The following is a 21,607-nucleotide window of genomic DNA, read 5'->3' as shown; positions in this document are numbered from 1 at the left end:
TGAAACGGCGAGCTATAATGCGTGCGTACAGGATAGCTTGCTAGAAGCGCCTCAATAGCACGAAGTTACTGCAAAAGTGCAGGATAGCTCCAGCGTTAGGAGTAGGGGGCGTGGAATTTGGGGAAAAGTATCGAGCGTGGAGTAAGTCGAGATAAGGTGATTGAGTAGCATGATTTAATCATTCTAGCAGCTATAGCGGTATGAAGAAGCATAGGCGTTGCATATGACCTAGAGAGAGGAGAGTAGGCTATCCTGCATATTTGCAGGGTAGAGTGCTCTTTTTACTGTTTCTTGGCAGCTATCCTGCACATTTGCAGGATAGCTGCTAAGAATAGATACAAGATGGCTGAAAATGGACTGAAACGGCGAGCTATAATGCGTGCGTACAGGATAGCTTGCTAGAAGCGCCTTAATAGCACGAAGTTACTGCAAAAGTGCAGGATAGCTCTAGCGTTAGGGTTAGTAGATGGGGAAATTGGGGAGAAGTATCTAGTGTGGGGCAACTTGAGGTAGTAGGCAAGAGAGCAGCATTGAGCTTGGAGCAACTTGAGGTAGTAGGCAAGAGAGCAGCATTGAGCTTGGAGCAACTTGAGGTAGTAGGCAAGAGAGCAGCATCGAGAGTAGAGTAAATTGAGGTGCAAGGCGATAGAGCTGCAATGTCAGTTATTACACGGCGTGATACGAAGTGAATTAACGCTATGCTACTTATGTGCATCATGCGATGCATATGCGATTTATCGGTGAACGAAACTGCAGCTCTCATGTATAATTAGTTTAGAATGAGGGAGAAAGGGAAGGGTGGAATGAAGCTTAACGAGACGGAAATTGAGAGTCGTCTGGCGGCTTGTGAGGGCTGGGAGCGGGAGGATGACAGATGGATCATCAAAAAATACCAGCTTCCCACCTTTTTAAAAGGTATCACATTCGTCAACGAGGTAGCTGAAGCTGCTGAGCAGCTCAATCACCATCCTTTTATTTCGATTGATTATAAAATAGTTACACTCCGCATAACAAATTGGCATATTGGGGGCCTTACAGAGCTTGATTTTAAGGCAGCGGCGGCATTTGATCAGGCATTCGCACGAGGTCAACTACCCGCCGAGTAGTTATCCTGAGCTCGCTTAAAACTATAATAAAATAAGAAAAACCTCGAACTCGCACATGATCATATGTGCGGGTTCGAGGTTTGAAAATGCTACTCCCCGCATGATCATATGTGCGGGTCCGAAGTTTGAAAATGCTACTCCCGCACATGGTCACATGTTCGCGGGATTGAGCTTTGAAATCGCTGAGCCCCGCCTCTCCTTTGAGAGCATCGAGAACCAGCGATGCTCTCAAAGGCTAAACGCCTGAATAGGCTAAGAAGCCGCCGTCAACAGGTATCGTTGTGCCTGTAACGAAGCCTGCTGTCGTCTCATCAGCAAGCCATAACAAAGCGCCGAGCAGATCCTCAGGCTTACCGAAGCGGCGCATAGGCGTGTGGGAAATGATTTTTCCCGAGCGCTCCGTTAATGAGCCATCCTCATTTAGGAGCAGCTTGCGATTCTGCTCTGTGAGGAAAAAACCAGGTGCGATCGCATTTACTCGAATTCCTGATTCTGCTAAATAAACAGACAGCCACTGTGTAAAATTGACGATAGCAGCTTTGGCTGCGCTGTATGCAGGCACCTTGGTCATTGGAGAAGGGGCGCTCATAGATGAAATATTGATGATCGTGGCGCCTTGCCGTCCGAGCATTTGCTCTGCAAAGATTTGAGTAGGAATTAGTGTGCCTACAAAGTTAAGATCCATCACGCTGCGGAAACCATCAACGCTTAAGTTAAACAGCGTGGTCATGCTCTCCGCGTTCAGATGCTCTGGCTTAAACGTTTCGTTCGTCGTATTGGCGCTGGGATGATTGCCGCCTGCGCCATTGATCAGAATATCGCATGGGCCTAGCTGCGCAAGCACTTCAGCACCAGCAGCACGAGTGCTGTCGATGCTCGTCACATCACAGGAAACAGCAATAGCTTCCCCGCCAGCAAGACGTATTTCAGCGGCAACAGCAGCCCCCTTCTCTAAAGTACGGTTGAGAATCGCAACTTTAGCTCCCTGACGTGCAAGCTCAAGCGCCATCACCCTGCACAGTACACCAGCACCGCCTGTTACGACAGCAACCTTTCCAATTAGTGACTCATGCTTAGGCAGCTGTGTCATAAGCAGACCACCTTCTCTCCAGCGGATGCAGATTGATATTGATAGCCATCCCATAGCCCCCATAAATACATGATGCCGAGTGCACGGTCATAGAGTCCATATCCGGGTCTGCATTGCTCATCCCAAATATGTCGGCCGTGATCGGGTCTTGCATAGCCTGTAAAGCCAACCTCTTGATAAGCGCGTACGATTCCCGCAATATCGACTGTGCCGTCCTGTGTACGATGCGAGGTTTCGATAAAATCGCCATTGTCATACACGCGAACGTTTCGAATATGTGCAAACGGAATACGATCAGCAAATTCATGAATCATCGCAATAATATCGTTGTCAGGATTCGCGCCAAGCGAGCCGCTGCACAGCGTAATGCCGTTGTAGGGGCTGTCATACAGCTTTAGAAAAGTTCTGAAGTTCTCTTGGCAAGTCATAATACGCGGCAATCCGAACACTGGCCATGGCGGATCATCCGGATGAATCGCCATGCGAATGCCGCTGCGTGCAGCGACCGGAATAATTTCATTCAGAAAATAACGAAGATTTTCCCATAGCTGTTCTTCTGTTACGTCTTGATAAGCCTCAAATAGTCTCGTCAAATGCTGAAGCCGCTCCGGCTCCCAGCCAGGCATCGTAAACTCGGAGTTGGCATTAATCTTATCGACTAATTGGAAGGGATCGGCATCTTCAATACGGCTCTTCTCATAAAATAGTGCGGTTGCGCCATCGTCCATCTGCTTGTGCAAATCGGTTCGCAGCCAATCGAATATGGGCATAAAATTATAACAGATCACTTTGACGCCGGCACTGCCCAGCTTTTCGATTGTTTTCTTATAGTTCTCGATGTACAAATCGCGAGAGGGCAAGCCGAGCTTAATATCCTCATGAATGTTGACGCTTTCAACCACCTCAATATGCAATCCCGCCTGCTCCGCCTGCCGTTTAACCTCCAATATCCGGTCCATTGGCCATTCCACTCCTGCCGCAATATCATGCAGCGACCAAGCGATCCCATCCGTACCGGGTATTTGCTTAATATAATGGAGAGGGACCGTGTCGTTGCCCTCGCCGAACCATCTGAACGTCATTTTCATATGCGGTAACCTCCCGTTGTTATTTATAATAGTTCGGGTACTTCACTTTCAGCAGTGCTTGATCGGCAATGTTAAGGTTGAGATGTTCAGTCATGAGCCGCTCAGCAACTGCAGCGTCTTTATTTATAATGGCGTCGACCATTAAGCGATGCTGCTCATACAGAGGCTCCCAGTTATGATCTGTTACAATCCTCAGCATCCGGCTGCGGTTCAAATGGGCATTCATTTGCTGCATGATGCCCCATGTATTGCTTTTGTTGCAGCCGTCAAACAAAATACGATGAAAAAGCTCATCCAGCTCAAACATGCTCTTATCATCTTTTTTCTGCACACATGCCTGCTGAGCTTCAAGGTTACTTTCCAACTGTAAAAGAAAAGGCTCTGAAAAGTTAGCACAAGCAAGTCGAATAACAGCTTTCTCCAGCTGCTCACGCATAAATCTAGCTTCTTCAACGAGCATCGTGTCGATTAGGGACACGAACGTACCGCGCTGTGGAAGAACCTGAACGAGTCCTTCTTGGGCAAGCCGCAGGAAGCTTTCACGTACAGGGGTACGGCTAACATTGAATAAGAGCGAGGTTTCATTTTCAGATAGCGGTGTTCCAGGCGGAAGTTCTAGCTTCAATATTTGTTCCCGCAGCTGCGTATATACGGCATCTCTAGTAGAAAGAGGCTGAGGTCGTATCCCAAAATTCATAGTGTAGTTCCTTTCCATTTCACTCTAAAGAACACACTACCATACTACCATACAAGTTGAAGCCCGTAAATTAAAAATAGATCAACGCCAAAAAGGCTGACCCAAAAGCAGAGAATCTACTTTGTGGGTCAGCCTTTCGTGTTGGATCATTTCTGTTAGGATAGGACAGCCAGATAGGGGGAGCTGCCTACTCTTCTTTAGTTATTCTCGTATTTTCACGCTCGAGCAATGTTTTTAAATAGGAAGACATAACTCTTGCAAGCTGATCCGATACCTCGACAAGACTCATATGGCCGACGTCCTCGAACGTAGTTTCTAGAATATGAGGATAATTGTACGTTGTTTCCGGCTGATTGTCGCTTGTTACTGTAAAGGTATCAGCGGGCTTAATGAGGGTATCCTCCGCCCCTGCAATAAGCAGCACTGGAAAATTCGCCTCAGCCAGCACATGGCTGCGGTCGGGACGTCGCATCATCCCTTTGAGAGTAGCGATGGCTGCTTCGGCGTCCATCTGCTGGCCTACACCAATCATCTCATTTACCTCATCACGCATGTCTCCAACCTTTTCATCGGTAAATAGATTCGGAATAATGCTGTAAAGATATTTTGAAATGCCTTTTTCACGAATTTGTTCAATATCTGCTGCCCGCTTCTCCTTTAACGTCTCCGTATCTGCTAATGCAGTGGAATGGATGAGTGCAAAGCCTGTGAGCTTGTCCGGATATTTTTCTGCGAAAGCAGCTGTAACATAGCCGCCTAGAGAATGGCCAAACATGACGACCTGCTCAATTTGGAGCTCTTCAAGCAGCGTTGCGATGTCCTCAGCCATAATTTCCATTGTATAAGTGCCCTCACCCTCGGGGGCCGTGGACTCGCCATGACCACGAAGGTCCGGGATAATGACCCGATATTGCTCGCCCAGCATCGGACATATTTTTTGCCAGTATTGTGATGAACCGCAAAAACCATGGAGCAATACGATGGCGTTTTCGTTATCACTTCCGCATTCTTCATAGACTATATCGATGCCATTGACGTGAACACGTTTTTTGTCCATCGTCCATCACCAGCCTTTTCTCAGATCGATTTGTTTCGTGTAGTCTCTTAACCTCATTGCCGGATTCTGAAACATTCAAAAATCAGCTTTTTTATTCCTTCATTAATAGCACCATATTCAGCTGAGAGATCGTATAATCGGCTGTTTCAAAGAGAGAAGGGCTGGTTATTTACATGACAAGTTAGCAAAATTAATTTTCGAAGAAAGGGTGATTCCAATGCTAGGCTGGGCATTATTGTTTTTTATTTTTGCAATCGTCGCAGGCATATTCGGCTTCTTAGGAATTGCTTCTGCATTAGCAGGGATAGCGAAAGTGTTGTTCGTTATCTTTATCGTACTTTTTATTATATCTCTTATCATGGGTCGAAGAAGAGCCAGTTAGCATCACATTCGACTTTATGAAGAGGGACATAAATACAAAATATGAAATGGAGGAATTAAAATGAATCATTTAAACAATACGCAGGTGCACACGGTGGATAATGCAGTCGAGGTTCAGGAGCAGGTATTTAAATTTCAAAGAGAAGGTTATGCGAAGGAACGAATTTATGTGCTAACGCATGACAAGGACCGGACGAAGCGGATTGTTGACCATACCGACGCTGAGAAAATCGGTGTTGCAGAGGAAGGCATTGGCAGCACGATCGCAAATATTTTTAGGTCACACGGGGACGAGCTCCGAGCTAAGCTGAGATCACTTGGCGTCTCCGAGCAAGACGCTCAGCGTCTAGAGCGCGAGATGGACCAAGATAAAATTCTCGTTATCGCTTGGGGTGGCAAGGAGTATTCCGGTGAGGAATTTGATCCAGCCGTCTACTACTATCCTCAGTACGTTGTTTAAACAAATATAACGATTACGCTAACAGAAGAAACCAAGGCCTATCCGCAGAGGATAGGTCTCTTCATTTAATTTAGCCTATTAAGTTGACGAAGCGATTCGTTATGCTCACAATATGAGATGTAGATACTGGAATAAAAGGGAGCCTGCAAATGCGTATTATAATCGTGGATGACAATGCTACGAATCAGATTATTATAAAGGCTATTTTAAATAAAGCAGGTTATAAGGAATTGAAAACAGCTTCCTCGGCAATGGAGCTCTATAAGCTGCTGGACATTGAATCGGATACGACGGCCGAGCCCAATGTGGATTTAATTTTAATGGATATGATGATGCCTGAAATTGATGGCCTAGAAGCATGCAAGAAAGTTTTAAGGAAAGAGCGCTATAAGGATGTGCCGATCATATTTGTAACCGCGCTTGGAGATTCCAATAAGATGGCTGAAGCTCTTGACGCGGGAGCATCTGATTATGTCATGAAGCCGATCAACAAGATGGAGCTGCTGGCGCGCATTCGATCAGCACTGCGGCTGAAACATGAAATTGATTGGCATAAGGAAAGAGACAAGCAGGTGAATTTTAAGCTGGAGCTTGCCAAAAAAGTGCAAAGAAATGTATTAAGCCAGCCGATTAATGATGAGTTTGTTAATATAAACGCAATTTATCAGCCATCTACGGAGCTGGCAGGTGATTTTTACGCGTGGTATCGAATCGACGAAGGTCGGTACGGGGTTATTTTACTCGATATGATGGGGCACGGTATTGCTTCTTCATTGGTTTGTATGTATATTTCCTCGGTGCTTAAGGATACGATTACACGTATTACTGAGCCAGACCTTGTTATGCATGAACTCAATCGTTATATGAATCAGCTGTATAAGAAGGAAGAACTGCTGAATTATTATTTTACTGCTATTTATTTAGTATTGGATACCAATAAGCGGACGATCGATTATGTGAATGCCGGACATCCTGCAGGCAGGCTGCTGGTCGGCGACGAGCTAATGCTGCTAACAGAGGGTTGCTGTGCGATTGGCTTATTTGAAAGCATCGACATTGCTAAGGGGAGCCTCACCTACTCGGACAATATGAGAATCATTTTGTATACGGATGGTTTAAGCGAAGCCTTGGGAGAGAATGAGGAAGCTAAGCTTGAACTGCTGGTGAATCAGTTAAATGAATTAGATCGTACTCAACATGCTAATTTTGTTCATGATTTTATATCACTGCAAAACAGCGAGCAACAAAAGGATGATATCTGCTTAGTGGTAATTGCTGCAAACTAAGATCATGATTTCCTGAGGAATATATTTAATAAATAAATATCGTGAAGCTGTTTCAAAGCAAAGGAAACGGTGTATAACTTAATATAACAAATCAGAATCATGACAATCCCGCATAGGAGGGAGATCATATGAAGAGCTTTATTCTAATCGGTTGTTTAATTGGAGGCATACTCGCTTTATCTAACGATCTTGAACCAGTCGCCACTACGTATTCCTGGACTGACCATTCAAGCTTGTCGATAGCTGAAGCGGTTGACGATGCAACGAATGAAACAGCGCAGCCTTCTATGCCTCCTTCAAGCGCGGCGGAAGCTGTCTATGCGCAAAACGTATCAACTGAGGTCAAGGCCGCGAAACCAAGCTTTACACTGCAAAGCGTCAACGACATTACACTTTATGATGATCCTGCGGCTGTAATTAAGAAGCTGGGCGAGCCTGACCGTATAACACAGGACCCGCATTTGGCGGGGGTGGTCATTTATGAATATCCGAATATGAACATCGTTTTCAGTGATGAAATGGTTAATTTCGTCGAATTAGCCGAGGGTGCAAAAACGCTGTGGATTGACGGCATTGAAGTCGAAGCTACCATAGCTGGAGTACAGGAGGCTTTAGGAGAGCCTGATTATATGACGGAGGATGGCATCGTTTTCGAGCGTTATGAAGCCTTGTTGAAGCTGTTTATCGATACCGATACACAACAGCTGACGTCTATCCATTATTTCCATATGATGTCCATGTAAAATACAATTTTGATTATTTATCGTACACGCCTTGTACTAGGACAATAGTTTTTGGTACGATTGACTAAACAAATGCGAGCGGAGTGAACGTAATGAAAGTTGAACAATTTCAAGTTATGCAAGAAGAAACGAGAGAGCAATATATTCTTCATGTTATCGGGGAGCTTGATTTATCTGTAGTGCCGCAGCTGCGGGCTGCCTTGGAGCCGGTCATGAACAAAGCAGATAAAGCGTTAGTACTTAATCTTAAGCAATTAAAATATATCGATAGCACCGGAATCGGGATTATCGTCTCTGTGCTAAAGCTGCGTGATGAGCTGAAGGCACCCTTTTTCGTGAAGGAGGTTCCTTCGCCTATTAAACGGCTATTTGACTTGACCGGTATTTCCAGATATTTAACAGAAGGGACCGAGGCTGAGGCATGAATGCCATTCGTTTACAAATACCGGCCCATGCAGACTTTATTGATACAGTCAGAATCTGTCTCTATGGAATTGCATCGAAAATGAACTATTCCTACGAAGAGATTGAAGATATGAAGGTAGCGGTCTCCGAGGCATGTAATAATGCTGTCATCCATAGTAAGCAAGATGAGAATGAAGAGGTAATCGATATATCCTTTGAGTCTGATAAAGACGTGCTTACGATTAAAGTGAAGGATAATGGGACAACGGCTTTGGCTGCGAAAACGTTGGAAGCAGCTGAGCTGCTGCCTGCTGTTGACGTGAGCGGGCTTCGCGTCGGCGGTTTAGGCATCTATTTAATGCAGGCATTAATGGATGAGGTTGAAGTGAATGCGCTGGAGCGCGGCACCGAGGTCATCTTAAAGAAATATTTGAATTATAACCCATAGGTACAACAGAAGAAGCTGCCTGAAAGGTGTATCTACCTTTCAGAGCAGCTTTTTTTGTGAAAATATAGAGCAAGCGATCGATGGAATAGAGCTTAACTCATTGATTTGCGGAAAATACGCTCACTACAATTAATATCATTGTAGTGAGTCTTTTGATTGGAGATGATCGATTCCATATTTCCCAACGCCAAAAAACCGTTTTGAGAAAGGCTTTCGAAAAACAAACGATGCACCCGGCTTTGAAGGTCAGAGTCAAAGTAAATTAACACATTGCGGCATAAAATAAGATGAAATTCATTAAAGGACCGATCCGTTGCGAGATTATGCTGTGCAAACGTCATATTTTTCTTAATATCAGGATGGAATAATGCGTAATCATGATCTGTCGTATAGTAAGCAGAAAACTCCTTCGTACCGCCTGCCTTCAAATAGTTTTTCGTAAACGTCTGCATTCGTTTTAATGGGAATCGTCCTTGCTTCGCAATTTCAATGGCGTATTCGTTCATATCGGTTGCATATAATTTTGTTTTCTCAAGCAAGCCTTCCTCCTGGAGCAATATAGCCATGGAGTAAACCTCTTCTCCGGTCGCACAGCCTGCATGCCAGATCCGAATTTCGGGAAGTGCCCGAAGAGAAGGGATGACTTCTGTACGCAAGGCGGCGAAGAAGCTCGGATCACGAAACATCTCGGTTACTTTAATGGAGAAATCATTTAGCAGCTTATTAATAAATCCCGGTTCATGCAGCACCTTCTCAAGCAGTGCGGTAATCGTACGCAGGCCTTCAAGGCTTAACCGATACTTTATGCGTCTTTGCAAAGAGGAGCGCAAGTAGTTTCGAAAATCAAAGCCGGAGATGCTGTAAATACCCTCCAGCAGCAAGCCTATTTCTATACGCTCGAGTTCATCTTGCGCTACGATATTGCCATCGACGTCTCCGTCTGTCCAATCATTAATCAATTTACCACCTGCTTTGTAAGCCATACCCGCATAAGTGAGAAGAGCTGATCCATATTAAGCGGCTTGCTAATATAGTCAGAAGCACCCGCCTCAAGACATTTATCGCGGTCGCTTTTCATTGCTTTAGCTGTTAACGCAATGATTGGCGTTTCTTGCATAGCTGGATCCAGACGAATGGCTTTCATCGTTTCAAATCCATCCATAATCGGCATCATAATATCCATGAGGACTAAATCAAAGTCGGTTCGCTGTTTAATAATTTCGATGCATTGTTTTCCGTTGCTTGCGATAGTTACGTCAAATGATTTGCTTTCCAGTGCCTTAACGAGGGCGAACACATTACGTGAATCATCTTCAACTAGCAGTACTTTTTTACCGCGAAATAATTCCTCATCCTCTTCGCATATTTCGGTCACTACAGCTCCCATTGTATCTTGTGCAGCAGCAGCAACCTCCTGATGCAGTGATACAAGCTGTTCCCTGTCCATCCCGGGCAGACTAGGCAAAAGCAGTGTGAAGGTACTGCCTTGGCCGGGATGGCTGTCCAGCACGATGCGTCCGCCAAGCAGCCTTGTAAACTCATTGCAGATCGATAAACCAAGCCCGGTTCCTCCGAATTGACGATTCGTTTCACCATCTACCTGCTGGAATGCCTCGAAAATGAGCTGCTGCTTATTTAAAGGGATGCCGATGCCCGTATCGGATACCGTAATGGCGATCACTGCTTTATCCATATGAGCAGGGATATACTTCTCAATGATTTTTCTATCGGCATTTTGAATGCTGAGGCTGACAGTACCACGCTCAGTAAACTTAAAAGCGTTAGATAGCAGATTTTTTAAAATTTGCTGTAATCTTTGACCGTCTGTATGGAGCACGGCAGGGAGATCGACAGCCATGCTGATCTGAAAGGCAAGGTCTTTTTGCTCAGCTACAGGATTAAAGAGCAGCTTCATATGCTCAGGAATTTCACTAACATTCACTTCATCCATCATCAGGATGATCTTTCCAGCCTCAATCTTTGATAAATCCAAAATATCATCTATGAGCATAAGGAGGTCATTGCCTGAGGTGTTAATTACTTGGGCATAACCTTCTTCCTCTTGATTCAAGGTTTCATTCTCGTTCTCAGACAGGAGCTGAGAGAGAATCAAAATGCTGTTAAGCGGTGTACGAAGCTCATGCGACATATTGGCCAAAAAATTTGTTTTGTATTGCGAGCTTTTTCGAAGCTGCTCGGAATATGTCTCAAGTTCCTGTTTTGCTTTTTGCAATTCCTCTGTTTTTTGCTGAGCAAATAGATTTTGCTCCTCCAGATGCTCGGTCGTCATGCGCATTTCCTCTTGCTGCATTTGCAGCTCCTCGGATTGCGTCTGAAGCTCCTCCGTCTGTGTCTGAAGTTCCTCTGTCAATACTTGTGATTCGCTTAGCAGCCGCTCGACCTCCATGCGACTGGCGACACTGTGGATGGCTACGCCTAAGGAATGCTCAATTTGCTCCAAGAGCTTCAGATGCTGTGAGGTGAACGATTCTGTGGAAGCGAATTCGACGACGGCAGCAACCGTTCCCTCAAATTCAATGGGGACGATTAAGACACTTTTAGGCTGATGCACGCCAAGCCCGGATGTAATGGCGATGGTATGATCGGGTGTTGTGTTCAGTAAGAACGTACGATTATCGAGCGCTGCTTGACCGATTAAACCCTCGCCTAGCCGAAAGCTCTCAAGGCCCATATTATCATTTGCTTCGGCATAGGAGGCGATCTTGATCAGCCTCTGCTTATCTCCCGTCCCTTGTTTAATATAAAATAATCCATAGGCTGCATTTAGTATAGGTGCGAGCTTGGATAAGAAGGAATCCGCCAGCTCGTTCATATTGTTAATCCCCTGATTCATAGTAGCGACTTCTGCTACTTTCGTTTGAATCCAGTTTTGATCGCTTAAATTATCGAGCAATAGATTGGTTGCATTTGCCAGATCACGAATTTCATCTCGTGTATTGACTTTAATGCGTGTGGACAGATCACCGCCGGAGGAGGCAATATCCGATATCGTTGTTACAACATCCTTAATCGTTTTGACAATGATTCCGGAAACATAAGCTACAATAAAGAAGGCAACAATGGAAACGATTAGCAGCATGAGATATAGACTAATAATGAGCAAATCATTACGGCTTTCCAGCTTCAAAATATAGTTTTGGGTTGCTGTAATCTCTTTTTGACGAAGTGCTTCCAATTGTACTCGAAGGGCATCGATGTCTGTCTTGCCGCTGTCATTATTAAAAAACTCGATAATGCCCTGAGTATTGTTCGACTTTCGCATTTCGACGATGGGCTCGCCGGCTACCCGTATCCAATTTTGAATTGTAAGCTTGATTTCCTCCAAGCTCTTTCGCGTAGTAGGATCGTCAGAGAGGTACTGGTAAAGTGCATTGTAATTGGCTTCCCACTCCGCTTTCCCTTTGGCATAAGGCTCCAAATAATCCTCATTGCCTGTAATAACATAACCGCGCTGACTGGATTCCATGTTGATCGCATTATAGCGAATTGTTGTAATTAAATTATGGATCTCGATGTCACGGCTGGTGATCGTTTCGATATCAATTTGCAAGGATGAAATTCGATCACTCACGATAACAATGGAAGCACCCAAACAACAAATAATAAGAAAATAGCCGATTAAAATTTTGGCACGTATATGTAATCGTAAATTACGCAATGGAATAAGCTCCTTTAGTATGAAAAAATTTAATTTAATGGACGTTTACTATTATAGCATGAATGCCATAAGTGAGCTCTCTCCTAAATTTAGAATATAGCTTTTTCCCCTATTGTTTCAAAAGGGAGTTTATCGGGTAACTAATGAAAAAAAGGAAGTGATGAACACAATGGATATTCTTATGCAAATTAGTATTGCTGTTATAGCGGTAGCTTTTCTCATTCTGATGTATTCTCTTATTCAAACGTTGAAGGCTTTGCGAGCTGGGCTTGAAGAGATGCGGCAAACCATTGGCACTTTAAGAATTGAGGTTACACAAATTAGCGTTGAGGTGAAGGAAGCTGTTCACAACACCAATGCGATGACACTTGATGTAAGAGAAAAGTTAAGCTCGCTGGATGGTTTGTTTGCTTCCGTCAACGATATTGGTCATGCCTTGCACTCGTTTACTGGAGCGGCGAGAGAATCAGCGGCAAGTGTAGTTGCTTCCATAAAAAAAGAGAGCAAGAAGCCTTCGGAGGAGCCGAGAATCGTTAGTACGATTTATAAGGGCGTTATCTCCGGTATTAGAGTTTGGAACAAGCTAAAAAAAATATAAGCTATCATGAGAACAAACAAGAGAGGACAGAAGAAACTATGAACTCTTTCATTCGGCTGACGATCCCTGCGCGGACGGAATATATCGATTTGGTTAGACTTACATTGTTTGGTATTGCGACTAAAGCAGGTTTCTCCTATGAGGAAATAGAAGATATGAAGGTAGCGGTAACCGAGGCATGCACGAATGTGGTGCTTCACGCGTATAGCAATGTGCAAAACGGAGAAGTGGACATTACTTATGAGATTGAAGAAGAAGGCATCTCCATTCGAATTAAGGATGAAGGCAGCAGCTTTAAATACGAGCCGGCAAGCAAGTCTTCTTCTCTTCATGATAAGGAGCTAAACGAGATAACGGCAGGTGGACTTGGTATTTTTATGATGCATGCTTTAATGGATAAGGTTGAAGTATTATCGGGAAGAGGTACAGAGGTGATTCTCACCAAGCTATTTGGTAGGAAAGAGGAGATGGCATGAATACAAACTCATCCTGCCTGGGTCCGCAAGAAATTATTGAAAAAATGGAACGGTATCGAGAAACCGGCTGCAACGATGCAGCAACGGAATTGCTGCAGCACTTTGAGCCTATCGTTAAAATAGCAGCAACAAAAATGTCGCGGAGCCGGCCTGACCTTTATGAGGATTTGTATCAGGTCGGTCAGTTCTCTATGCTGCGCTTGTTTAAGCAGTTTGACGGATCACGGGGAATTCCGTTTGAAGGCTATGCGATGAAAAGCATCATTGGCCATTTGAAAAACTATTTGCGTGATAAGTCTTGGTATATCCAGGTACCAAGACGGATCAAAGAAAAAGGTTTGCTTATTCAACAGGCGATTGGTTATTTAACGGTTGAGCTTAGCCGTTCGCCTAAGATGGAAGAAATAGCAGCTTATTTGGGTCTCACAGTGGAAGAAACGATTGAAGTGCTTTCCTGTAGAGAATCCTATCATTATGTATCGCTTGACACTCCTCTATCGAGTGAAGGTGAAAGTGCTGCTACTATTGGCGATCTCATCAGCTCGGATAGGGATGACTATGAGAATGTCGATCATCGTCTTGATCTGGAGGAGGCGCTTGATCAATTGAAGACGGAGGAGAAAACGGTGCTGGTGCTCGCTTATCACAACGGCAAATCGCAGCGTGATATTGCCGAGGAGCTCGGCGTCTCCCAAATGAGTGTTTCCCGTATCCAAAAGCGGGCGATGGAGAAGCTGAAGCTGCTCCTTGTTGATCATCATCCAGATTATAGTACATAAGTATTATAAAATAGTTAATAAAAAAAAGATCCTCTCCAGAATGAATATGGAGAGGATCTTTTTTTTATGGTTTTATCGATTTGCGGCAGCAAGATCTTCCTTCACGTCTTCCTTAGCAGAGGATATAGAATTCATAACACTCTGATTCGATTGCTTAGCATGGTCTATGAGGTCACCGGTTTCTTCCTTGATGCTTGTTGCCAAATCCTTTGTATTTTCTCCCACAGCTGTGGCGATTTCCTTTGTTTTCTCACTGATGGATTTGAATTTGCTTGAGAGATCCTCTCGAAGGTCTGCACCTGCTTTTGGAGCAAATAGCAGAGCTGAAATGGCACCGATGGCTCCTCCTACAATTGCGCCTACCAATACGCTAGAACTTGAATTTTCTCGTGACATTTGTCATCTCTCCTCGTCATTGTATTGTTGATCAGATTGATCAACGTATAATTGAACTTCTTAAAATATAGGAAAGTATATCATTTCTCCATACGATCTCTATATTTCCCCGGAATGAAACGCGCTACCGCCATAAGGGCGGCGACAGCCGTTTCACCTTGCTTATATATAAACAGTAACTGAACTTTTGAAACAAGTAGAAAAGGAAACTATTGACATAAAATATGAGGAGTGCTACGATATGTTACAATTTACCTATTTTTATATTAAGCGATTAATTATTTTAGTTTTGTAAATGGAGGGAGGCTATTATACATAAAGAGGGTATTATTATTGTGTTACTATATTAAATTTATTGATACTAGGTTGTAAATCGTTTATAAGTATGAAGTTTTAAGCTAATTATTCCGATAATAAGAGTGCCTACATATTATACTTGCGATGAAATCTAATAGAAACTAGAGAGACTAGGGAGAGAATTCATGTTTAAACGAGTGGAGAACGAGCTGGAATTAGCTATGTTTAATGGTATTTGGACAACTGTCTGGATGGAGAAAGGATTTGAACTTGAATTTTCCGAGCATACGCTTGATCGCTTCATCGTTGTGACAACAGAAGGATATTGTGTAGGAACGTCGGAGATTAAACCTTACAGCTTGACTACAAGCGCGATAAACGCCGCAGGACCGTTTCAAACGAATCGTAAAATTATTGAAGCAGGCCATGCAGTCGCGGAGATTGATAAGATTGCATTGCTTAAAACGTACCGGGGTCGTTTTATTTCTGAGCTTCTATCTTCGGCAGTTTATAGTGCAGAGAAGCTAAAAATGAAGTATTTTGTCTCGCTGCTTGAGCCGGTGTTTATGCGGGCGCTTCGAATTTCGTATCAGGTTCCGTTAGAAAAGATTGGGGAAAAGGTGTTCTACAAAGGCGATGATGTAGTGCCCGTATTGTTCGATATGGAGCAAATGTATCTTAATAAGCAACTCTATGAGTGGCTTGTTTATCCAGAAGAAACGATATTGTCAAACACCGAAAGAGGTGAGCTAAGCGAAACCGTTAAGCGTTAGAATTTAATAGTTTATTTAGAAAAGGCGGAAATGTCATGAAAAAAGAATTAACAGAACTAGACAAGCGTAATCGGTTGTTAATAAAAATTCTCTGGAGCTTGCTGGCTCTAGGTATTCTCACAGACCTTGCGATCGGCCTCGGAATGGAACTTGTGCTTTTGCTGGCAGGTGTAGGGGTATTTATGTGTGGCGCAGCTACTTTCATGACATACCGAGGAATTTTAACGAACTACATTAGGTTTGTTGTACCGTTTATATTGACGGTTATCGTATCTCTATTAATCATATCGGACCCTAATCCGATTGTTAGCACTTATTTTTTAGTTTATGTAAATCTTGCAATCATTACTTTGTATGCGGATTATAAAGCTATTATTTTGACAGGTATTTTGGGGGCGGTGCTCAGCACTTATTTGTTTTTTGATCCTGTATTGCAGCCAAAGCTGTTTCCAAATGAGTCGCTTGCCTATTTGTTTCTATATTTGATCTTCGCGACTGTTGCGCTTGCATTAACAGCGAGCTTTAGCGGGAAGCTTCAACGTCAGGTTACAGAAAAGCAGCAAGAGGCGATCGCGTCGAAGGATATGGCAGAGGCACTGCTCACCAAGCTGAAATCGTCTATTATTGTGTTGACAGAGTTTAGCAATAGCCAGCAAACAACAGTAGTTTCCACCGGAAATATTTCCAAGGAAGTGACGATTACGTTTTCGGAAATGTCTGCTGCGATCGAGAAGCAGACAAGTACTGTATTGAACATTAGCGAATCAACACAAGTGATAGACACCTTTGTTAAGCGTCTGCTTGAAGGCACAGAGCAATTGCAGCAGTATTCAGCAGACAATGCTTCCTTGACGGTGAAAAACCGTGAGCAAATGGCCACGCTATCTGCTGAAGTGGAAAGCGTACGAATGATCATTACTCATACAGTTGAGATGATGTCGCAGCTAAACGAGCAAAATGAACGTGTTGGCTCCATTGTAAGCACAATCAGCGACATTGCTGAACAAACGAACTTGCTCGCGCTTAATGCTGCAATTGAAGCGGCACGTGCAGGTGAGCATGGCCGCGGCTTTGCGGTTGTATCCGGTGAGGTTCGCAAGCTGGCAGACAATTCAAGGGCAGCGACAAACGAGATTTCAGAAATATTAACCGGTATTCGCTCGCAAATTATCGCCGTTCATGAGCAGGTGGAAAATGGACAATTAGCGGTGACGACTAGTAGAGATGTATCCCTTCAGGTACAGCAGCTTATTGAACGTATCGACGAAAACACAGAGCTTGTGAAACGACACTCCGATACGGTAGGCAGCTCTGCACACGAGCTGAATAATCGCTTTGGAGATATGGCTCATGAGATGGTTAACATTGCAGCGATTACGGAGGAGAATATGGCTTCTGTAGAAGAGGTACATGCAAGTATGGAAACGCAGGATATGAAAATTCATACAATGGTTGAAGAATATGAACAGCTGGACCAGCTCTTGTCGGAGCTTAAGGAAATGATTGCGAAGCATTAAGCTAAGATTGCAGTACTGGGGATAGACTCTTCCAGTAAATCCCTTTATATGGTAACCTACAAGGTATGAACATGATCTTGGGAGGTGTAAATGGATGGACTGGATCTGGATGATTTCCGTTTTTTGTTCCCTTGTATTGCTGTATTTGCTGTATAGAAAGCGTCAAGAAGAGGAGCGCGGCTTATTTGTTAAGCTGCTGCTGTACTCCTTTCTTGGCGCTTTTTATTTCTCGATAGACGAATTGCGGCTGCCCGTAGGTTATGCGGTTTGCCTGCTCCTATTAGCTCGTGTCAGGCCAAACAAAGCTGTGAAGCATTTAGCTTGTTTCCTCGGGCTGCTGTTCTTTATTTTTCAATTTTTTATACCGGCAGTAGAAAATGCGTGGTTTGAACGGCCGAAGAGCATTGCCGCTTCAGTTGATAATTGGTATTCGCAAAATCTGAATCAGATGTGGATCTCCCTTGAAGAGGAGATTGGCATGCAAAATGCCCATTTAGAGAGCTTTCAGGTCGCATATCAAGCCGATGGCTACATAGAGCAGCTGCATTTTATAGTCGTACAGCAGAAAGACGGATTTATTTATTCGGATATTCAGTTGAATAAGCAGAAGAGCCAATTACTCGTAAAGCAGCACAAAATCGATGGTCCTTGGCATCAATACGAGAGGTCGATTGAAGCTCATTATTTTTTTGCGAAGCTGGATAGTCTTGATCGAGCTCAAATAAAGCCAGAGTCAGAGACGGAGCTTTCTTTCTATACGCTAACGGCACATGACGGGGAATTCTCTACGTATGCCATTAAAGAAACCGAAAAGTATGGGGTTAAGGGTAACCAAGTCATCCCGATCACGAATGATCAATTGCCCGTAACGGGCTTCTGGCTAGCAGCAAGAGGCTTGGAGAACAGCGAAGCGATAAACGGCAAGGACTCTAGTGAGCATCAAGCGGATTTCTTCTTTGATTATCGATTTGAACAATAAAATGAGCAGCAAAAAGTGTTGACGAATAGAAAACAACATGTTAAATTAAATTTATCCTATTGAATTAGTCGGAAATAAGAATTTGGAATTTAATAAGAATGGCATTGGTATTACTTCATTGTATGACACTGCAATTCGCGCTCACTAGACAACCTGAGGCGCAGGCCAACCGAATACCGAATCGGTTGTCGTGCGTCTACTTGTTTTTCTACCTATATAAGTTGAACTAGAAATTTACGTGTTGGGCACTACGCGAGTAGATCATTCTTACGATCGCTGTTGCAGCCAGATTCTTTGATTTCCTAAGACATTTAAAGGTAAGAATAAGGCTGCAAAGGCGAACACTTCGTTTCTACAGAACGATCTTCTCGCTTCGCTTACACTTCATTTTTCAAGCTCAACTTATCTAGAAATCGAAAAATTTAGAAGCCGCTTTGTAGTTGTTGTACACATTACTTTTGAGAGGGTGTTGATTATGTCCCGAACGGTTGAGGTTGCTGATGAATGGCTGCAGCGGATCAAGGAGCAATTGGTAGGCGTTCAGTATGGCATTGTTCAAATTACGATTTATAATGGTCAAATCGTGCAAATAGATCGAACAGAACGCAGTCGCTACGATACGGAGAAGTCGTCTTCTGCTATTAAGAAGCAAAGGTAGCGAAATCGGATGAAGAGCGATCAGAACAGCAGCCTGTATGAATGGCCGGACCTGGCCTTTCACCATTATTGCTTGCAAATGTATCAGTTGAATAAGGGCATCTATAATACGATTGATCAATGGCTGTACGATAACGGATATCCAGAGATTAAGCGTAGGCGGAGAATGATCATTCAGTTCCTTGATACGATGCAGCAATCGAGGTCGGAGGAGAGAAGGAAGTTTTTGTCCTTCGGAAAAGGAAATCTTGTTGTAGAGCTAAGCCAGTTTACTTATCAGAACAGCATTCATGAGAGGAGCTCATTGGCTGCTTATTAGATTTTAATCTAAAGTTAGTAGTTGACAGAGTACTGCAGCAGTCTTATGATAATAAACATACTATTTTAATGCGAATACTATTATATCTACCGGAAAACCGGAGACACTTTGGAATACAGTGTCTTCGGTTTTTTGTCTTTAATGAAACTAAATTTAGGGGGCGACGAAAATGGAATATAGAAAATTGGGAAGAACAGGATTGAAGGTTTCTGAGGTGAGTCTAGGCACAATGGCATTTGGACGGTGGATTGATGAGAAGGCTTCGTCAACCATTTTGGATTTAGCGCTCGATAACGGCATTAATCTTGTGGATACAGCCAACGTCTACGGAGAGGGAGCATCTGAGCGAATTCTTGGCAATTTGCTGAAGGAGAGACGTCAGCAAATTGTTCTTGCAACTAAAGTACACGGCCGAGTGGGAGAAGGCGTCAATGATTCAGGGCAAAGCCGCTATCATATTTTCAAAGCGGTTGAAGATAGTTTGAAGCGGCTCCAGACAGACTATTTGGATCTATATCAGGTTCATCGCTTTGATTCGAATACTCCGCTCGAAGAAACGCTCCGAGCATTAGACGATCTGGTTCGTCAAGGCAAAGTAAGGTACATAGGCGCATCAAACTTTGCTGCATGGCAGCTGGCAAAAGCTCATGGCGTCAGCGCATTGCATAACCTGCATCGATTTGAAAGTCTGCAGCCGGAATACAGCTTGATCTCCCGTGAGATTGAGAAGGAAATTATACCTTTTGTACAGTCGGAGAATGTTGGCGTTATCGTGTACAGTCCGCTAGGCAGAGGCATTCTTTCAGGCAAGTACCGCGCTGGAGAAGCGCCTCCAGAGGGCTCGCGGCTTGCGGCAGGCGAACAACGGCTGGAGGCGCTGTTAAAGAAAAATGCGATTGCATTGGCGGAAGCTATCCGGCCGCTGGCGGAGGAGCGTGGGCTCACTCAGGCACAATATGCGTTAGCTTGGGTGCTAAGTCGTCCCGGGATTACATCCGCTATTCTGGGAGCATCGAAGCCGGAGCATATAACGGAAGCAGCAAAGAGCTGGCATGAGAGGTTAAGTGCGGAAGAGCTGGCGAAAGTAGATGAAGCTCTCGCGCAGCTGCAGCCAGCGAAAGAGTCCGTATTCAGCTAATCGATCAGCCTCATACATTTGACGGTATCAATGGGGGATATCAGAGCGTCATCGGATATCCCCATTTTTTTGAGATTCTTTTTGAATAGGGGGGCGTATTGTGGCGGGTGTTACGATCAATCATTTATATAAGCGCTATGGAAAAGATAAGCACGCGGTCGTGCAGGACTTTCAGCTGGAAATCAAGGATAAGGAGTTTATCGTTTTTGTAGGGCCTTCCGGCTGCGGCAAATCAACGACACTTAGAATGATTGCAGGACTTGAGGATATTTCGGAGGGAGAGATCTATATTGGAGATCAGCTGGTTAATAAGCTGCCTCCCAAGGATCGAGATATTTCCATGGTGTTCCAAAACTATGCGCTTTATCCTAATCTGAGCGTGTACGAAAATATTGCATTTGGTCTGCGGATGCGGAAGCTGCCTAAGCATGAGATTGATTTGGCAGTTAAAAATGCAAGCAGAGTTTTGGAAATCGAGCCTTACCTCAATCGTAAGCCAAGGGAGCTGTCGGGCGGACAGCGTCAGCGTGTGGCGCTTGGCCGGGCTATCGTACGTGATCCAAAGCTGTTCTTGATGGATGAGCCGCTTTCTAATCTGGATGCCAAGCTTAGAGTAACGATGCGAATGGAAATTACGAAGCTTCACAAAAAGCTCGGCACGACCTTTATTTTCGTTACGCATGATCAGGTTGAAGCGATGACGATGGCTGACCGTATCGTCGTTATGAAGGGCGGCGTCATACAGCAGTGCGATACACCGGAAATTATTTATTCCAAACCGGCGAATACTTTTGTAGCCAGCTTTATCGGCTCTCCACAGATCAATTTTATTAATGGTCGTATTCAGGAGACAGCTCAAGGGAAATTGGAGTTTCATACGAATCGCTTTAGCTTGAAGATCAATGAAGCCATGGAGGAAATTTTGCGTCATAATAACCAAGTAAGTAAATCGGTTATATTGGGTATAAGGCCGGAGAACGTTAAGCTCGAAGGACTATTTTCCGAGACGATTATAACTGGAATCTATCTAGCGAATGAGCTAATGGGTGCGGATCGTTTTCTTTATTTGGATATCGGGCAGGAAAAGCCGTTAATTGCACGCGTGGACCCTGATAATCGTTTCTCTGAGCAGGAGAAGGTGAAGGTTGAGCTGGATATGTCCAAGGCTCATTTTTTTCATAAGGATACCGGAGTAAGATTTACGGAAATGATTGGATAGATGCGAAGGAGGGAGGCAG

25 protein-coding genes are annotated in these 21,607 nt (G+C 44.0%); 18 read left to right on the top strand and 7 right to left on the bottom strand.

Annotation, left to right across the window (positions count from 1 at the left end; genetic code table 11):
• The first annotated feature begins 494 nt into the window (after nucleotides 1-494).
• Complete coding sequence (locus MHI37_RS24055) at nucleotides 495-629, top strand: hypothetical protein (protein WP_256710662.1); 135 nt, start codon at nucleotides 495-497, stop codon at nucleotides 627-629.
• A 174-nt stretch (nucleotides 630-803) separates the two neighbouring features.
• On the top strand, nucleotides 804-1,106 hold the full coding sequence (locus MHI37_RS24050) for a 4a-hydroxytetrahydrobiopterin dehydratase (protein ID WP_076339028.1): 303 nt from the start codon (nucleotides 804-806) through the stop codon (nucleotides 1,104-1,106).
• 235 nt (nucleotides 1,107-1,341) lie between these two features.
• Here the strand turns inward: MHI37_RS24050 and MHI37_RS24045 are convergent, their stop codons facing one another.
• The 4 genes from MHI37_RS24045 to MHI37_RS24030 all read right to left on the bottom strand — a co-directional run bounded on the left by MHI37_RS24045 (nucleotide 1,342) and on the right by MHI37_RS24030 (nucleotide 5,038).
• A complete protein-coding gene (locus MHI37_RS24045; protein WP_076339027.1) occupies nucleotides 1,342-2,196 on the bottom strand; it encodes an SDR family oxidoreductase in 855 nt (284 codons plus the stop codon).
• Entirely contained in the window at nucleotides 2,193-3,284 is a 1,092-nt protein-coding gene (uxuA, locus tag MHI37_RS24040; protein ID WP_076339026.1) for a mannonate dehydratase, read from the bottom strand. Before uxuA ends, MHI37_RS24045 begins: the two co-directional genes overlap by 4 nt.
• A gap of 19 nt (nucleotides 3,285-3,303) precedes the next feature.
• Complete coding sequence (locus MHI37_RS24035) at nucleotides 3,304-3,981, bottom strand: GntR family transcriptional regulator (protein ID WP_076339025.1); 678 nt, start codon at nucleotides 3,979-3,981, stop codon at nucleotides 3,304-3,306.
• A gap of 187 nt (nucleotides 3,982-4,168) precedes the next feature.
• Nucleotides 4,169-5,038 carry an alpha/beta hydrolase gene (locus MHI37_RS24030; protein ID WP_076339024.1) on the bottom strand — a complete coding sequence of 290 codons (870 nt, stop codon included), beginning with the start codon at nucleotides 5,036-5,038 and terminating at the stop codon, nucleotides 4,169-4,171.
• 217 nt (nucleotides 5,039-5,255) lie between these two features.
• Here MHI37_RS24030 and MHI37_RS24025 point away from each other — a divergent pair, with 217 nt between their 5' ends.
• The 6 genes from MHI37_RS24025 to MHI37_RS24000 all read left to right on the top strand — a co-directional run bounded on the left by MHI37_RS24025 (nucleotide 5,256) and on the right by MHI37_RS24000 (nucleotide 8,761).
• The gene (locus MHI37_RS24025) at nucleotides 5,256-5,420 is read left to right on the top strand and encodes a DUF1328 domain-containing protein (RefSeq protein WP_076339023.1); all 165 of its coding nucleotides are present in this window, start codon (nucleotides 5,256-5,258) and stop codon (nucleotides 5,418-5,420) included.
• Nucleotides 5,421-5,480: 60 nt separating this feature from the next.
• Entirely contained in the window at nucleotides 5,481-5,879 is a 399-nt protein-coding gene (locus MHI37_RS24020; RefSeq protein ID WP_076339022.1) for a general stress protein, read from the top strand.
• A 149-nt stretch (nucleotides 5,880-6,028) separates the two neighbouring features.
• A complete protein-coding gene (locus tag MHI37_RS24015) occupies nucleotides 6,029-7,165 on the top strand; it encodes a fused response regulator/phosphatase (protein WP_076339021.1) in 1,137 nt (378 codons plus the stop codon).
• 128 nt (nucleotides 7,166-7,293) lie between these two features.
• Nucleotides 7,294-7,908 carry a hypothetical protein gene (locus MHI37_RS24010; RefSeq protein ID WP_076339020.1) on the top strand — a complete coding sequence of 205 codons (615 nt, stop codon included), beginning with the start codon at nucleotides 7,294-7,296 and terminating at the stop codon, nucleotides 7,906-7,908.
• A gap of 92 nt (nucleotides 7,909-8,000) precedes the next feature.
• Nucleotides 8,001-8,333 (top strand): STAS domain-containing protein, encoded by a 333-nt coding sequence (locus MHI37_RS24005; protein WP_076339019.1) that lies wholly within the window; start codon nucleotides 8,001-8,003, stop codon nucleotides 8,331-8,333.
• The gene (locus tag MHI37_RS24000; protein ID WP_076339018.1) at nucleotides 8,330-8,761 is read left to right on the top strand and encodes an ATP-binding protein; all 432 of its coding nucleotides are present in this window, start codon (nucleotides 8,330-8,332) and stop codon (nucleotides 8,759-8,761) included. Before MHI37_RS24005 ends, MHI37_RS24000 begins: the two co-directional genes overlap by 4 nt.
• Before the next feature lie 92 nt (nucleotides 8,762-8,853).
• Here the strand turns inward: MHI37_RS24000 and MHI37_RS23995 are convergent, their stop codons facing one another.
• Nucleotides 8,854-9,720 carry a protein-glutamate O-methyltransferase CheR gene (locus MHI37_RS23995; protein WP_256710661.1) on the bottom strand — a complete coding sequence of 289 codons (867 nt, stop codon included), beginning with the start codon at nucleotides 9,718-9,720 and terminating at the stop codon, nucleotides 8,854-8,856.
• Nucleotides 9,717-12,440 (bottom strand): response regulator, encoded by a 2,724-nt coding sequence (locus tag MHI37_RS23990; protein ID WP_076339017.1) that lies wholly within the window; start codon nucleotides 12,438-12,440, stop codon nucleotides 9,717-9,719. Before MHI37_RS23990 ends, MHI37_RS23995 begins: the two co-directional genes overlap by 4 nt.
• Before the next feature lie 169 nt (nucleotides 12,441-12,609).
• On the opposite strand from MHI37_RS23990, the gene MHI37_RS23985 reads away from it, so the two are divergent.
• The 3 genes from MHI37_RS23985 to MHI37_RS23975 are packed head-to-tail and all read left to right on the top strand — an operon-like array spanning nucleotide 12,610 to nucleotide 14,293.
• Entirely contained in the window at nucleotides 12,610-13,038 is a 429-nt protein-coding gene (locus MHI37_RS23985; protein ID WP_076339016.1) for a DUF948 domain-containing protein, read from the top strand.
• A gap of 38 nt (nucleotides 13,039-13,076) precedes the next feature.
• Entirely contained in the window at nucleotides 13,077-13,514 is a 438-nt protein-coding gene (gene rsbW, locus MHI37_RS23980; RefSeq protein ID WP_076339015.1) for an anti-sigma B factor RsbW, read from the top strand.
• Nucleotides 13,511-14,293: a sigma-70 family RNA polymerase sigma factor gene (locus MHI37_RS23975; protein WP_076339014.1), complete on the top strand. Its 783-nt coding sequence runs from the start codon at nucleotides 13,511-13,513 to the stop codon at nucleotides 14,291-14,293. The genes rsbW and MHI37_RS23975 overlap by 4 nt, the downstream gene beginning before the upstream one ends.
• Nucleotides 14,294-14,365: 72 nt before the next feature.
• Here the strand turns inward: MHI37_RS23975 and MHI37_RS23970 are convergent, their stop codons facing one another.
• On the bottom strand, nucleotides 14,366-14,689 hold the full coding sequence (locus MHI37_RS23970; RefSeq protein ID WP_076339013.1) for a YtxH domain-containing protein: 324 nt from the start codon (nucleotides 14,687-14,689) through the stop codon (nucleotides 14,366-14,368).
• Between the two features lie 482 nt (nucleotides 14,690-15,171).
• Here MHI37_RS23970 and MHI37_RS23965 point away from each other — a divergent pair, with 482 nt between their 5' ends.
• The 7 genes from MHI37_RS23965 to ugpC all read left to right on the top strand — a co-directional run bounded on the left by MHI37_RS23965 (nucleotide 15,172) and on the right by ugpC (nucleotide 21,588).
• Entirely contained in the window at nucleotides 15,172-15,759 is a 588-nt protein-coding gene (locus MHI37_RS23965) for a hypothetical protein (protein ID WP_076339012.1), read from the top strand.
• 35 nt (nucleotides 15,760-15,794) lie between these two features.
• Nucleotides 15,795-17,276 carry a methyl-accepting chemotaxis protein gene (locus tag MHI37_RS23960; protein ID WP_076339011.1) on the top strand — a complete coding sequence of 494 codons (1,482 nt, stop codon included), beginning with the start codon at nucleotides 15,795-15,797 and terminating at the stop codon, nucleotides 17,274-17,276.
• Between the two features lie 94 nt (nucleotides 17,277-17,370).
• Nucleotides 17,371-18,255: a hypothetical protein gene (locus MHI37_RS23955; RefSeq protein ID WP_076339010.1), complete on the top strand. Its 885-nt coding sequence runs from the start codon at nucleotides 17,371-17,373 to the stop codon at nucleotides 18,253-18,255.
• Nucleotides 18,256-18,730: 475 nt separating this feature from the next.
• Entirely contained in the window at nucleotides 18,731-18,913 is a 183-nt protein-coding gene (locus MHI37_RS23950) for a YezD family protein (protein ID WP_076339009.1), read from the top strand.
• Nucleotides 18,914-18,922: 9 nt separating this feature from the next.
• Nucleotides 18,923-19,231: a hypothetical protein gene (locus MHI37_RS23945; protein ID WP_076339008.1), complete on the top strand. Its 309-nt coding sequence runs from the start codon at nucleotides 18,923-18,925 to the stop codon at nucleotides 19,229-19,231.
• A 169-nt stretch (nucleotides 19,232-19,400) separates the two neighbouring features.
• Nucleotides 19,401-20,369 (top strand): aldo/keto reductase, encoded by a 969-nt coding sequence (locus MHI37_RS23940; RefSeq protein WP_076339007.1) that lies wholly within the window; start codon nucleotides 19,401-19,403, stop codon nucleotides 20,367-20,369.
• 100 nt (nucleotides 20,370-20,469) lie between these two features.
• On the top strand, nucleotides 20,470-21,588 hold the full coding sequence (gene ugpC, locus MHI37_RS23935; RefSeq protein WP_076339006.1) for a sn-glycerol-3-phosphate ABC transporter ATP-binding protein UgpC: 1,119 nt from the start codon (nucleotides 20,470-20,472) through the stop codon (nucleotides 21,586-21,588).
• The last annotated feature ends 19 nt before the right edge of the window (nucleotides 21,589-21,607 follow it).

Origin of the sequence: Paenibacillus sp. FSL H8-0548 (assembly GCF_038630985.1) — a bacterium.
Taxonomy (GTDB): Bacteria; Bacillota; Bacilli; order Paenibacillales; family Paenibacillaceae; genus Pristimantibacillus.
The sequence above is the reverse complement of the archived record's forward strand: the minus strand, read 5'-3'. Positions and strand labels throughout refer to the sequence as shown.